Below are 13,879 nucleotides of genomic sequence, written 5' to 3'. Positions count from 1 at the left end.
CACCGGAGTTGGTGCGGCACACTGGTGACGTCGCCTACATTCATCCTTCCGGAGGATGAACCTACGGTTCCGTAGGTTACGGTTGAGTAGGTATCCGCAGCCTGGCTCTTCGAAAGGACGGCGATGACCACTTCCAGCTCCCAGCCCCAGGAACTTGGCCATGGATTGTCCGGCCGGCTCGGGCAAGCGCTCAAACCGAAGCTGCGCGGCTGGCTGCACGCCGGCACGTTCCCGCTGGCCACCGCGGGCGGCATCGTCCTGATCTGCCTGGCGCCGCACTCGACCGCGCGCTGGGCCGCCGTGGTCTACACGATCGGCGCGATGCTGCTGTTCGGCATCTCCGCGCTCTACCACCGCTTCTACTGGGGTGCGACCGGCGAGGCGATCCTGCGCCGGCTCGACCACAGCAACATCTTCCTGCTGATCGCCGGCACCTACACCCCGCTCGGGATGCTGCTGCTGAGCGGCAACGACCGCATCCTGATGCTCAGCCTGGTCTGGGGCGGCGCGACGCTCGGCATCCTGTTCCGGGTCTTCTGGGTCAGTGCACCGCGTTGGCTCTACACCCCGATCTATCTGGCCATGGGCTGGGTCGCGGTCTTCTGGATGGGCGACATCTACCACCACGGCGGTGCGGCGGTCGTCACGCTGATCGCGGTCGGCGGCCTGCTCTACTCGATCGGCGCGGTGGTCTACGGCCTCAAGCGCCCGAACCCGTCACCGCGCTGGTTCGGCTTCCACGAGATCTTCCACGCGCTGACCGTGGCCGCCTTCATATGCCACTACATCGCCGTCAGCATCGTGACCTATCAGTCCTGATCTTTCAGGCCTGATCTGAAGGCTGGCTGAAGGGTCCGGAGCGACTCTGAACCATGAGCACCGTGCAGGCACTGACCGCCGACGAACTGACCGAACTGGGCCGCGCTGTCACCGGCCTGCCCACCGCATGTATCGGTGACCTCCGGTTCGAGGTCGTCGACTATCCCATCGGGACCCCCACGACCGCAGGGCTCTACCGCGCCTTCGGTACGGCGGATGGCGTCGGCTGGTCGTGTTTCGTCAAGCAGCTCCAGTCGGTGCGGCATTGGCCGCTGCTCGACGTCGTCGTACCGGAGCCATTCCGTGCGGAGTTCGTCCGGAACCTGCCGTGGCAGCTGGAGATCGCAGTCCACCGCAGCAACCTCGCGGACTTGCTCCCTGAAGGCATGCGCCTACCCAAGGCCTACCGGATCGACCTGTACGACGACGACGACCGCGGCACGCTGTGGATGGAGAACGTCATCCCGGAGCCAGGTCCGTGGCCGATCAGCCGGTTCGAGCGAGCGGCGTACCTGCTCGGTCGGCTGTCGGCGCGCAGGCAGCCTCACCTGGTCGAACCGCTCCTCCCCCGGACCGGTGTGACCACGCCGGGCATCGCCCTGCGGTACTACACCAACGGCCGGGTGATGCAGGACGCCCTACCAGCCATCGAGGCCTGGGACCACCCGCTGCTGGGCACGGTGGACGATCACAACCTGCGGGAGGACCTGCTCACGCTCGGCGCGCGAGTGCCCGCCGTACTGGATGCACTGGACGCATTGCCGCAGTGCTATCAGCACGGGGACGCGAGTCCACAGAACCTGCTGGTACCGCAGGGGAGCCCGGATGAGTTCGTGGTGATCGACTGGGGCTTCGACTGCCCACAAGCCGTCGGGTTCGACCTGGGGCAGCTGCTGATCGGGCTGGCGCACGCTGGTGAGCTCTCGGCGGATGCGCTGCCCGTTGTGCACAAGGTGATCGTGGAGGCATTCCGGACCGGTCTGGCCGAGGAGGGAATGCAGGTGACCGAGGAGCAGGTGCTCTACGGCTACCTGGGTTCGCTGTGCGCCAGAGCCACGTTCACTGCACTGCCGCTGAGTGAGCCGGCCACACCCGCGCTGTTCGAGCAGCGAGTGCAGCTGACGAGAGCACTCGTGGACCTGGTCGCCACAGTCGTTTAGATTTCAGTCGCGTCTCAGCTGCAACGAATCGGGGCGAATCGGGTATCCATAGTGCGTGAGGAACCCGAAGAGCAGTTACGCAGCCATCGCCGTACTCGCCGGACTGGTTCTGACGGGGTGCGGCAGCGAAGGAATCTCCGACCCCGGTCAGACCGGTGACACGACTCCGACCCCCAGTACGCCGTCAGTGACCGAGTCGACTCCGGTTGGTGTCGGACTGCCGATGACGATCACTCGCACCGGTGGTTTCGCCGGCTTCGACGACCAGGTACTGATCGACGCCGACGGTGTTGCCACGGTGAGCTCACGCGGCAAGGAGACGGTCCGGTGCAAGCTGGACCCGACTGTCCTGACGCCGCTGGCCTCCGCAGCGCAGCAGGTCGACTGGGCGAGTGTGACCTCGACCAAGCCGACGGCGCGCCACCCCGACGACATGATCATCGCGGTCAGCGCCAACGGCAAGCTCGCCCGGCTCGACGACCCGCAGCTGAAGCCGCTGACGGCCTCGGTGAGCAAGCTGCTCACCGAGGCCAAGATCCCGCCAGGGAATCTCTGCAAACCTCTCTAAGGAACGAGAACCGCGGCGTCGTCGATCACGAAGCTCGTCTGCAGTGACGAATCCTCGGCGCCGAGGAACTTCACGGTGACCGTCTTGCCCTTGTAGGCAAGGAGGTTGAAGGTCTTCTCCGTGTACGTCGTGTTCTTGTTCAGGTTCGAGTACGTCGCCAGCGTGGTCGTGGTCGACCCATCGACGATCTGCACCTTCACCGTGTCGTAGACCGTCGACGTGGTGGTCTCGGCGGTGTCGATCCGGACCCAGAACGCCAGCGTGGCCGAGGTGACCGTGGCCGGGATGGCGACCGCCTGACCGGTGTTGCCGGTGCCGGTGACGCCCTTACCGCCCAGCCACGCCTTCCAGGTACCGGTACGAGCCGGCTTCGAGGTGCTGCTGGTGACGACGCCCGACGTACCGGTCCAGTTGCTCGCGCCGGACTCGAAGCCCGGGTTGAGCAGCAGGTTCGTCCCACCCGGGGGCGGGCCGCTGCCGTAGTCCTTCTGCGCGTAGTTCCAGATCATGTGGCCGATGGCATCGATCTGGCGGTCCAGCGACGTCAGGTTCAGGTTGGTGATGGTGTCGCACGCCCGGTGGTAGCAGGCGTCGAACGCCTGACCGGCCGTGCCACCCCACTTGGTGGCCTGTGCCGACGACTTGGTGCCCTCGGCACCGGAGAACGTTCCGGCGGTCGGGATCCCGAGCGAGCGGAACGCCGCGTGGTCGGAACGGCCCTGTACGTCGATGAATTCGGTCTGCACGCTCTTGCTCGTGAAGTACGTGACCAGGTCGTCGCGCGCACCGTTGCCGGCCGGGTTGTCGTCGTACACGAAGTAACCCGGGTTCGGCGACGCGATCATGTCGAAGTTCAGGTAGAGCTCGACCTTGTCCCGCTCAGCGGCGGGGAGGTTGTTGACGTAGTACTTGGACCCGAGGAGACCGAGCTCCTCGGCACCCCAAAAACCGAAGCGCAGACGGTTCTTGGGAGTCTGGCCGCTGGCGGCGTAGGCGAGCGCGGTCTCCAGGACACCCGCACTACCCGTGCCGTTGTCGTTGATGCCCGGACCGGCGCTGACGCTGTCCAGGTGCGAACCGGCCATCACGACGTGGCTCGCGTCGCCGAACGGCCATTCGGCGATCACGTTGTACGACGTACCGGCCGAGGTGGAGAACGACTGCAACGTGGTGGTGTAGCCGGCCGCGTCGAGCTTGGCCTTCACCCAGTCGGCGGAGGCCTTGTAGCCGGGGCGACCGGTGTAGCGATTTCCGCCGTTGCTGGTGGCGATCGACTGGAACTGGTCCAGGTGAGCCTTGGTGTTGGTCACCGAGATGTCCGGCGAGACGACCGCAGCAATGTCGGTAGCGGTGGCGGAGGCAAGGTTGCCGGGGACAACGAGCGCTCCGGCGGCGAGGGCGGCGCCGAGAGCAGCCGCAGACAAGGATTTACGCATGGGGACTTTCTCCTTGCTTACAAAGGAAGGTCCGGGGGCGAGCCATTGGGCAATGGCCCGCCCCCGGACCTCGAGTGTCAGTTCCTACTTGTTGCTACTAGCAAGCAGCGGTGCCGGCCGGGGCATTGATCCCGGCGAAGGCGCGCTGCACCGCGAGGCACTGGGCCGAACCGGCGCCGTACAGCTCCTTGGCGGAGGTGATGGCACCGTTACGGGCGGCCGCGTAGTTGGAACCCGAGCTGAGCTTGGTGGTCAGCGTGCGGTACCAGACCTTGGCGGCCACGTCACGACCCGCACCGACGAACGTGGTGCCGTTGCAGGAGGTGCTGGTGTAGCTGACACCGTTGATGGTCTTGGTGCCGGTGCCCTCGGAGGCCAGGTAGAACCAGTGGTTCAGCGGGCCCGAGGAGTAGTGCGGGTCCAGGTTCTTGGTGCCGGTGGTCCAGCAGTCCTGGCTTCCGCGACCGTCCTTCGACGGCTTGTCCATGTAGCGCAGCGGCGTACCGTTGCCGTTGATGTTGATCTTCTCGCCGATCAGGTAGTCACCCTTGTCGGTGGCGTTGTTCGCGGAGAACTCGACCATGGTCCCGAAGATGTCCGAGGTGGCCTCGTTCAGGCCGCCCGCGTCACCGGAGTAGTTCAGGTTGGCGGTCGCCTCGGTGACACCGTGGCTCATCTCGTGACCCGCGACGTCGATGGCGGTCAGCGGCTTGGTGTTGCCCTGGCCGTCGCCGTACGTCATCTGGGTGCCGTCCCAGAACGCGTTCACGTACGCGTTGCCGTAGTGGACCCGCGAGCGGGCGCCGACACCGTTGTTGAAGATGCCGTTCCGGCCGTGAACGTTCTTGTAGTAATCCCACGTCAGCTGCGAACCGTAGTGAGCATCCACACCGGCCGTCTGGCGGTTGGACGCCAAACCGTTGCCCCAGACGTTGTCGGCGTCGGTGAACAGCGTCCCGGTGCCGGAAGATCCGCCGTTGAGGTCGGTGGTGCTGTTGCCACCGCGGGCGGTGTCCTTCAGCTGGTAGCTGCCCGAGGTACCGATCGAGACCTGACCGGCGTACATCGAGTTGCCGGTACCGGTCTTGACCTCGTCGTCGGAGTCGAGCAGTGCACCGGTCTTCGCGTCGAAGAACGCGTGCAGCACCGACGGGGTCTGGTCGGCCTTGACGCCGCTGGTGACGACCTCGTAGGCCAGCACCGGCTTGGTCTCGCTCACGAAGATGACCAGGTCACCCTTGTTGGCGGTGGCCTTGAAGCCGGCTGCCTTGGCGCCCTTCGCCAGGGCGGCCGCCTCCGACAGCGCAGGCTTGACCGACGTCAGCCCCACGGTCTTGGCGTTGCGGTTGTACGTGACCTGGCTGACGGTGCCGGCCGCGTCGCGCTTGACGATGAAGTCACCGCCGACGACCTTGAGGCCGTTGAAGGTGCGGTCGTAGCGGACGAACTCGGTGCCGTCGGCATCCTTCACGACATCCTTGACCTTCAGGACCTCGCCCTTGCCCAGGCCCAGGGCCTCGGCGGTCTTCGCGGCCAGCACCTGCTCGGACTTGACCGCGGACGGCTGGTCGAAGCCGGAGGCCGGCAACGGCGCTGACGCCAGCTGAGCGCCGGCGGGAGCGGCCACCATGGCGGCGGCGGCGATGACGGCGAAGGCTCCGACAGAAGTTACTCGCTTCAAGACAGCTCTCCTCACAATGTGGTCGCTGAATGGGCGCAGCGGCCAGGGCGGTGGAATTGCGCGTCCTTGACACAGGGGAAATTCGGGGGGTCCGGGGGCCGCTCAGGGCCCCCGGACCCGGGGTACTGACTTAGCCGATCAGCGACGCGTCGTCGACGACGAAGCTGCTCTGCAGCGAGGAGTCCTCGTTGAAGAGGAACCGCACCGTGACCGTCTTGCCGGAGTAGGCCCCGACGTTGAAGGTCTTCTGCGTGTACGTCGTGTTCTTGTTCAGGTTCGAGTACGTCGCCAGCGTGGTCGTGGTCGACCCGTCGATGATCTGAACCTTCAGGGTGTCGTACACCGTCGAGGTGGTGGTCTCGGTGGTGTCGATCCGCAACCAGAACGAGAGCGAAGCGGACGGGTTGCCGGCCGGGATGGCAACGGACTGACCGGTGTTGCCGGTGGCCGTGACGCCCTTGCCGCCCAGCCACGCCTTCCAGGTACCGGTACGAGCCGGCTTGGAGGTGCTGCTGGTGACGATGCCGGCAGTGCCGGTCCAGTTCGTACCGCCCTCGAAGCCACCGTTCAGCAGTCGCTCAGAGCCCTGCGGCGGCTGGACGGTGCCACAAACGGCGGCGCCTGCCGGGACGGAGATACCGCTGAACGCGGCGGCGATGCCCTTGCACTCGGCCGAGTCGTTGCCGTACAGCTCCTTGGCGGAGGTGATGGCGCCTTCGCGGGCGTCGAGGTAGGTGCTGCCCGAGCTGAGCTTGGTGCTCAGCGTGCGGTACCAGACCTTGCCGACCACGTCGCGGCCGATACCGGCGAAGGTGGTGCCGTCGCAGGCGGTGCTGGTGTAGGTGACACCGTTGATGGTCTTGGTGCCGGTGCCCTCGGAGGCCAGGTAGAACCAGTGGTTCAGCGGACCGGAGGAGTAGTGCGGGTCAGCACCGCCGACCGAGCTGCTCCAGCAGTCGTACGAACGACCGTCCTTGTTCGGCTTGTCCATGTAGCGCAGCGGCGTACCGTTGCCGTTGATGTTGATCTTCTCGCCGATGAGGTAGTCACCGACGTCGCTGGAGTTGTTCGCGGAGAACTCGACCAACGTGCCGAAGATGTCCGAGGTGGACTCGTTGAGGCCGCCCGCGTCACCGGAGTAGTTCAGGTTGGCGGTCGCCTCGGTGACACCGTGGCTCATCTCGTGACCCGCGACATCGATCGACGTCAGCGGCTTCGTGTTGCCCGCGCCGTCGCCGTACGTCATCTGGGTGCCGTCCCAGAACGCGTTCACGTACGCGTTGCCGTAGTGCACCCGCGACCGTGCGCCCTGACCGTTGTTGAAGATGCCGTTGCGGCCGTGGACGTTCTTGTAGTAGTCCCACGTCAGCTGCGAACCGAAGTGCGCGTCGACGCCGGCGGTCTGGCGGTTCGCCGGCGCACCAGTTCCCCAGGTGTCGTCCGGGTCGGTGAAGATCGTGCCGTTACCGGAGGTGCCGCCGTTCAGGTCCGTGGTGTTGTTGCCACCGCGGCTCGGGTCCGACAGCGAGTAGCTGCCCGAGGTGCCGATGCTGACCGTGCCGGAGTACATCGAGTTTCCGGTACCGGTCTTGATCTCGTCGTCCTGAGCGAGCACCGCGCCGGACTTGGCGTCGATGAACGAGTGCAGGACCGACGGGGTCTGGTCGGCCTTGACGCCGGTGGTGACGACCTCGTACGCGAGGACCGGCTTCGACGGAGTCACGAAGACGACCAGCGTCCCCTTGTTACCGGTGGCCTTGAACTTGGCGGCCTGCGCACCCTTGGCGAGCGCGGCCGACTGGGACAGCGTCGGCTTGGTCGCGACACCAACGGCCTTGGCGCCGTAGTTGTACTTCACCTGTCCGACGGCCTCACCCTTGCGCTTCACGATGAGGTCACCGCCGACGACCTTGAGGCCGTTGAAGGTGCGGTCGTAGCGGACGTACTCGGTGCCGTCGGCATCCTTGACGACGTCGCGCACCTGGAGCTTCTCGCCACTGGCCAGGCCAAGGGCATCGGCCGTCTGCGCGGTCAGCGCTTGTTCGGCCTGTACGGCGGCCGGCTGGTCGAAGCCGGATGCCGGGAGCGGTGTCGCACGGCCAGCCGCACCGGCGGGCGTGCCGGTGAAGCCCGCAGCCAGTCCAGCTGCTGCGACGATGGCCACCGCCCCTGCTGATGTCAGTCGTTTCAAGACAACATCTCCTCACGGTGTGGTCGCTGTTTGGGCGCAACGACCAAATTCAGTTGGGGACGCCGGATGTTCTGGCCCATCAGTGCCACTGCTCACTTGTGACACTGTGTGTCAGGACATGCGATTTCTGTTACATCCGACTGAGGGAGGACTCTCGTCTGCGGCAGGCCCCGAGTCAAGCGATTGCGGCGAAATGGCAGGGAAAACCCGCATTGCCCACGATGGTCAGCGAAGTTGCTCGCGCAAAGCGCCAGGCGCGGAAACCGGCAATTTGCACGTGAATTTCTGACACACATAGGCCGCCGCTTGGTTATCAACCAACGGGCGATCGAGCATCAGCGGTACGGCGAGATCGGGCGCTCCCTGGACGATCGCCGTACCCCACGGGGCCTCGGTGAACGCGACCTTCAGCAGCTCCGGCGAGCGGCCCGCGATCGCGATCTCAAGGGGTCCGGCGGCGATCGTTTCGGCCACTGCGAGCGCGCGGCCGGCAAACCGGGGCGCGCGGGCCGCAATCGTCGCCGAGGCGCTCAGCGCCTGCTCGGCCGCGGTCTCATACCGGACTGATCCGGTCAGGCCGGCGAGGGTCGTGAACGCCTCCGCGGCCAGGCTCACGCCGGACGGGCTCGCGTTGTCGGTCGGGTCCTGCGGACGCCAGACCAGCTCCTCGGCATCGGCGGCCGTGTCGAAATAAGCGCCATCAGCAACGAACTGCTCGAGAGCCCGGTCCAGCAAGGACTGTGCGGTCTCGAAATACTCGAGATCACCGGTGACACCGAACAACGTGAGGCACCCCTGCGCGTACGCCGCATAGTCCTCGAGCACGCCGTGCGCCGTACCGGAGACGCCGTCCCGCGAGGTCCGGTGCAGCCGTCCGGTGGCGGGGTCGAGATGGACCGCCCGGATCAATTCAGCCGCCTTTGCCGCCGCCTCGACGTACTCGGGCTGGTCGAAAATGATGCCGGCGCGGACGAGCGCGGTGATGGCCAGACCGTTCCAGGCGGCGACCACTTTGTCGTCGCGGCCGGGGTAGGTGCGGCCGCTGCGGGCCTGCCGGAGCTGGGCCCGAATCCGCTGCCAGCGGTCGGCGTCGTCGGGGTCCTGGCGGAGCTGGAGAACCGAGGATCCGAGCTCGAAAGTGCCGGTCACCGCACAGAGTTCGACGACCCAGGCGGCGTCCTCGGCGGACAGCACGGCCTGGATTTCGGCCGGGGTCCAGACGTAGAACTTGCCTTCTTCGCCCTCGGTGTCGGCGTCGAGAGCGGACGCGAATCCGCCTTCCGGCGTCCGGAGTTCCGTGAGGAGGAACTCGGCCGTCTCTTCGACGATCCGGCGGGCCAGCGGCTCCCCCGAAATTGCCCACCACTGGGTATACACGTCGAGCAGGAGGGCGTTGTCGTACAACATCTTCTCGAAATGCGGGACGACCCACTGGCCGTCGACCGAGTAGCGCGCGAAACCACCGGCCAGCTGGTCATACATTCCGCCCCGAGCCATCCGCACACAGGTCGCCGCAGCCATCCGGAGCGCGTCCCGCGAACCGGTCCGCCGGTGATGCCGGAACAGGAAGTCGAGGACCATCGACGGCGGGAACTTGGGCGCTCCCCCGAACCCGGCATCGACCGAGTCGAAGTCCTTCTTCAACAGCTCCGCAGCCTGCGCCAGATCGATCTCGCCACCCGCCGCCTGCTGCCGTGCACCCAACTGCTCGACGACCCGGCGGCCGATCCCGTCGATCTGGTCCCGCTTCGACCGCCAGGCCTCGATCAGCGACTCCAGCACCTGCCGGAACGACGCCATCCCGTGGCGGGCGTCCTTGGGGAAATAGGTGCCGCAGAAGAACGGCTTCGCGTCCGGCGTCAAGAAGACCGACATCGGCCAACCGCCCTGCCCCGTCATCGCCACGGTCGCCGCCATGTAGATCGCATCCACGTCCGGGCGCTCTTCGCGATCAACCTTGATACTCACGAAGTTCTCGTTCAGGTACTGCGCCGTCGCCTCGTCCTCGAACGACTCGTGCGCCATCACATGACACCAGTGGCAGGCCGAATACCCCACCGACAAAAACACCGGTACGTCGCGCTCCCGCGCCTCCGCGAACGCCGCCTCGGACCACTCCCGCCACGCAACCGGGTTCTCGGCATGCTGCCGCAGATACGGGCTGGTACTACGGCCGAGCTCGTTCACGGGGGTCATGCCCCAACGTTAAGCCGTCTGGCTGAGGGCCACGGACAGGCCCAGGGCGAGGGCCATGATGACGAGTTCGAGGCCGACGATCTGCCAGAACGGGATGTTGCGTTCGAGGAGGTTGCCGGTGGCTCGCTGGCGGCTGAGCCGGGCGGCGGCGATCAGCACGGCGAACGCAAGCACCTTGACGATCAGCAGGACGCCGTACGCGTCCGAAGTGAGGACGTCGAGGACGCCGCCCCAGCCATCGCCCTTGGCGGCGAGGCGGCCGGCGGCGCTGATCAGGCCGCTGGCGACCAGGGCGATCGAGGAGACGTAGGCGACCTCGTTGTAGCGATCGAGGACGACCGGGAGACCGCCGCGGCTGGCTCGGCCGTAGCGGACGAGGCCGGCCAGGCCGCCGATCCACGTGGTGGCGGCGATGACGTGGACAACCAGAGCCGCGCCCGCGAGGACGACGTACGACTCGTTGCGGGGGAAGGCTGTGAGCGCGTTCGGGATCAGGGCGCCGATCGCGACCAGGACGCCGAGGAGCGCGGCCTGCGAGGTCTGCACCCGGCGGATGCCGATGGCCAGGGCGACGACCAGGATGCCGGTGATCAGAAGTGCCTTCACCTCGGGTACGGCGAGGGCGTCGTCGAGGCGGAGGTAGAGCAGGTTGACCGGGGTGTCGAGGATGACGGCCGCGGTGACCACGGCGCCGGCGAACGAGCAGGCCGCCCAGATGACGGCCGAGTTGCTGGCGTCGTGCACCGCACGCCGGCCTTGGGTGCCGAGCAGGCCGCCCTCGATCCGGAGCAGGACGACCGCGGCCAGCAGCGCGCCGGCGCAACCGACAGTGGCCAGGGTCGCGATCAGCCTGAGGATTGGGAGCAGCCACGCGACGAACAGGCTCGGGCCGCCGATACCGCCGATGTCGTGGGGCTCACTGCCTGCTGCGAACAGGGCGATCACGAGCGCGACCGAAGCCACGACGACCGCCGCCAGTCCACCAATCACCAGGCGTCCGGGCATGCGGTGCCGGGCGGCGCGAGTGGCACGGGTCGTGCTCATCGCAGCGACCTGCGCCCGGCAGTGGTGGGCACGCGGCCACTATAGGGTCAGGAAAACCGGCGTAACCCGGCTCGACACCATCTCGTGATCACGGTGCCGCCGGAACGTGCTGTGAGCGTTACTTGGGCTCAGTCTGCGTCGGGGTCGATGACGTCGTACCCGCCGTAGGGATCGGCTCGGCAGCGACCGGGTCCGCAGAACTGGCGGGACTCGCTGGGGCGGAAGACGCTACTGGGTCGTCCGCGCCACCGTCGTCGAACTTGATCTTCTTCAGCTGCTTGCTCATGTTGCGCCACAGCAGCACCGTGGCGGCACCGAGAGCGAGCACGATCAGCAGCGCGACCCAGCCGGGACGCACCGAGTTCGGGTCGATCTCGACCGGCGCAAGGGAGGTCATCGCTATCACGCCACCATTCTCTCATCCCTTAATACCTTCCCCACCCCACCACCCCGGTCATGCCGCCGCCCTCATCGCAGCCCCGCGAAGAGGTCGTTCTCTGGAATTTCCGACTCGACCAGACTCCGCGCCAGCTCGTAGTCCTCGGTCGGCCAGGCCGCCTGGTGAACCTCCAGCGGTACGGCGAACCAGGCGCCGTCGGGGTCGATCTGGGTCGCGTGGGCCAGCAGGGCCCGGTCCCGGAGCTCGAAGTACTGCGCGCACTCGACCCGAGTGGTGATGCGGCGCTCGTTCTCCGGGTCCGGCTTCCAGTCCTTCAGACGATCCTCGTACGGCGACGTCAGCCCGCGGGCGATCATCGCGTCGTGCAGCGCCTTCATCCGCTCACGGTGGAACGTGTGGTGGTAATACAGCTTCAGGGGCTGCCAGGGCTCACCGAGCTCCGGGTAGGCATTCGCGTCGCCGGCCGCCTCGAACGCGGCGACGGTGATCTGGTGGCACATGACGTGATCCGGGTGCGGGTAGCCGCCGTTCTCGTCGTACGTCGTGACAACCTGCGGACGGAACTCGCGGATCAGCTTCACCAGCGGTGCGGCCGCGTCCTCCACCTTGAGCGCCGCGAAACAGCCGTCGGGCAGCGGCGGGAGCGGATCGCCCTCGGGGTAGCCGGAGTCGACCCAGCCGAGCCACTCCTGCCGGATCCCGAGAATCTCACGCGCCGCGTCCATCTCCTTGCGGCGGATCTCGCTGATGTTCGCGAGCACCTCCGGCCGGTCCATCTTCGGGTTCAGGATGGATCCGCGCTCACCGCCGGTACACGTGGCCACCAGGACTTCGACGCCTTCGGCGACGTACCTGGCCGTCGAAGCGGCACCTTTACTCGACTCGTCATCAGGGTGGGCATGCACATGCAACAACCGCAACTCTCCACTCACAAGACACAATGGTCCTCCACCCGACCCCAAAACCCACAACCAACCCCCTGGACCTCCGTTGACAGAGCACATTCTCGACGCCCGCTACGGGCGGACCGGGCGGTCCCGCCGACCGCTGATCATCGGCCTGGTCGCAGTGATCGCCGTCGCCGGACTGGGCTGGTTGCTGTGGGCCGCCGTGATCGGCTCGAACCCGCCGGTGACCTCACGCCTGCTGGCCTTCAAGGTCGTCTCGGAGACCCAGGTGACCGCCACGGTGCAGGTCGACCGCAGCAAGTCCGTCGAGGCCACCTGCCGCGTCCAGGCCAAGGCGGCCGACTTCTCCATCGTCGGTGAGCTGACCCTGACCGTCCCGGCGGACTCTGCCCGGCACCAGACGCTGCCGGCCACCCTCACCACCCAGCGCACTGCCACCTCGGTCGTCCTGGTCGGCTGCACCACCGCCGACTCCCACCGCCCGCACTGACGGACGAACGTGCAGGTCAGGGCCGGTTTCCGGAGGCCGGAGAAGCTGACTCGGCAACCGATTGCCGATTGGCGTCGTACGGGCTGGGAAAAACTTCCGGGTAAGCGCTCTCCTGGCGTCTGAAAGACGGTAGAACAGTGGGGTTCTCGGGCGGATCAGGCTAGGCTGGGTGGATTGGTCGCCGTCGTCGACGGCGGCCAGCATCATTTTCTGCCCACCTATCCAACCCTCAAGGAGCAGCCCATGACGCAAAAAATTGAAGAGAGCGTTGTCTGGCTGACGCAGGAGGGCTACGACCAGCTGAAGGCCGAACTGGAGCAGCTGAAGGGTCCGGCCCGGGCGGAGATCACGCAGCGGATCAGCGACGCCCGTGACGAGGGCGACCTGAAGGAGAACGGCGGCTACCACGCCGCCAAGGACGAGCAGGGCAAGATGGAGGCCCGGATCCGCCAGCTCGAGGACATGGTCCGGCGCGCCCAGGTCGGCGAGACCCCGAAGAAGGGCGGCCGGGTCGAGCCCGGCATGAAGGTCTCCATCACCTTCGCCGGCGACGACGAGGTCGAGACCTTCCTCCTCGGCTCCCGCGAGCTCCTCGCCCTGGACGCCTCCGTCGACATCGACGTCTACTCGCCGCAGTCCCCCCTCGGTGCCGCCATCCTCGGCAAGAAGAAGGGCGACAAGGCCACCTACGAGGCCCCCAACGGCAAGCCCGTCACCGTCCAGATCGTCGCCGCCGAACCTTTCACCGGCTGACCCCCGTTCTTTCCTGCAGCGCCCCGGTGGATCCCACCGGGGCGCTTCGCATTTCCCCGGCGCGCACCCCTCCGGCGCGCACCCCGTAAACCCGGGAGCCCCCATTTGGGGCTCTCCTGACTGATCTGTGGGTCAGTTTCGGTTGGGGAGGGTGGGCCGGTGACCGCCGAGGTTGAGCATGGCCAGGGCGATGAGTGCGGTGGGTGAGTGGAAGCCGAAGGCGACGCGGGTGA

12 protein-coding genes are annotated in these 13,879 nt (G+C 66.8%); 5 read left to right on the top strand and 7 right to left on the bottom strand.

What is annotated here, in order from left to right:
• Positions 1–123 precede the first annotated feature (123 nt).
• Genes trhA through E1263_RS31055 form a run of 3 tightly spaced genes read left to right on the top strand, consistent with a single transcriptional unit; the run spans position 124 to position 2,547 of the window.
• The gene (trhA, locus tag E1263_RS31065; RefSeq protein ID WP_132173837.1) at positions 124–819 is read left to right on the top strand and encodes a PAQR family membrane homeostasis protein TrhA; all 696 of its coding nucleotides are present in this window, start codon (positions 124–126) and stop codon (positions 817–819) included.
• Positions 820–872: 53 nt separating this feature from the next.
• The gene (locus E1263_RS31060; RefSeq protein WP_132173835.1) at positions 873–1,979 is read left to right on the top strand and encodes a phosphotransferase; all 1,107 of its coding nucleotides are present in this window, start codon (positions 873–875) and stop codon (positions 1,977–1,979) included.
• A 55-nt stretch (positions 1,980–2,034) separates the two neighbouring features.
• Complete coding sequence (locus tag E1263_RS31055; RefSeq protein ID WP_238161689.1) at positions 2,035–2,547, top strand: hypothetical protein; 513 nt, start codon at positions 2,035–2,037, stop codon at positions 2,545–2,547.
• Here E1263_RS31055 and E1263_RS31050 read toward each other — a convergent pair.
• From E1263_RS31050 to mca, 7 genes are all read right to left on the bottom strand, one after another.
• The gene (locus E1263_RS31050) at positions 2,544–3,983 is read right to left on the bottom strand and encodes a M28 family metallopeptidase (protein ID WP_132173833.1); all 1,440 of its coding nucleotides are present in this window, start codon (positions 3,981–3,983) and stop codon (positions 2,544–2,546) included. The two genes, E1263_RS31055 and E1263_RS31050, sit on opposite strands and share 4 nt — an antisense overlap.
• Positions 3,984–4,080: 97 nt before the next feature.
• Positions 4,081–5,664 carry a M4 family metallopeptidase gene (locus E1263_RS31045; RefSeq protein ID WP_238161687.1) on the bottom strand — a complete coding sequence of 528 codons (1,584 nt, stop codon included), beginning with the start codon at positions 5,662–5,664 and terminating at the stop codon, positions 4,081–4,083.
• A 130-nt stretch (positions 5,665–5,794) separates the two neighbouring features.
• Positions 5,795–7,855, bottom strand: a complete 2,061-nt coding sequence (locus E1263_RS31040; RefSeq protein ID WP_238161686.1) for a M4 family metallopeptidase — start codon at positions 7,853–7,855, stop codon at positions 5,795–5,797.
• Positions 7,856–8,080: 225 nt separating this feature from the next.
• Complete coding sequence (locus E1263_RS31035; RefSeq protein ID WP_132173831.1) at positions 8,081–10,051, bottom strand: thioredoxin domain-containing protein; 1,971 nt, start codon at positions 10,049–10,051, stop codon at positions 8,081–8,083.
• Between the two features lie 9 nt (positions 10,052–10,060).
• Complete coding sequence (locus tag E1263_RS31030) at positions 10,061–11,095, bottom strand: CopD family protein (protein ID WP_132173829.1); 1,035 nt, start codon at positions 11,093–11,095, stop codon at positions 10,061–10,063.
• A gap of 118 nt (positions 11,096–11,213) precedes the next feature.
• Positions 11,214–11,492, bottom strand: coding sequence for a hypothetical protein (locus E1263_RS31025; RefSeq protein ID WP_132173827.1), 279 nt, complete (start codon positions 11,490–11,492; stop codon positions 11,214–11,216).
• Between the two features lie 71 nt (positions 11,493–11,563).
• Positions 11,564–12,427, bottom strand: a complete 864-nt coding sequence (gene mca, locus E1263_RS31020; protein ID WP_132173825.1) for a mycothiol conjugate amidase Mca — start codon at positions 12,425–12,427, stop codon at positions 11,564–11,566.
• Positions 12,428–12,485: 58 nt separating this feature from the next.
• Between mca and E1263_RS31015 the strand changes: the two genes are divergently transcribed.
• Both E1263_RS31015 and greA read left to right on the top strand, forming a co-directional pair.
• Positions 12,486–12,893 (top strand): DUF4307 domain-containing protein, encoded by a 408-nt coding sequence (locus E1263_RS31015; protein ID WP_132173823.1) that lies wholly within the window; start codon positions 12,486–12,488, stop codon positions 12,891–12,893.
• Positions 12,894–13,136: 243 nt separating this feature from the next.
• Entirely contained in the window at positions 13,137–13,646 is a 510-nt protein-coding gene (gene greA / locus E1263_RS31010) for a transcription elongation factor GreA (protein ID WP_132173821.1), read from the top strand.
• Positions 13,647–13,879 lie beyond the last annotated feature (233 nt).

The organism is Kribbella antibiotica (genome assembly GCF_004349055.1).
Taxonomy (GTDB): domain Bacteria; phylum Actinomycetota; class Actinomycetes; order Propionibacteriales; family Kribbellaceae; genus Kribbella; species Kribbella antibiotica.
The sequence above is the reverse complement of the archived record's forward strand: the minus strand, read 5'-3'. Positions and strand labels throughout refer to the sequence as shown.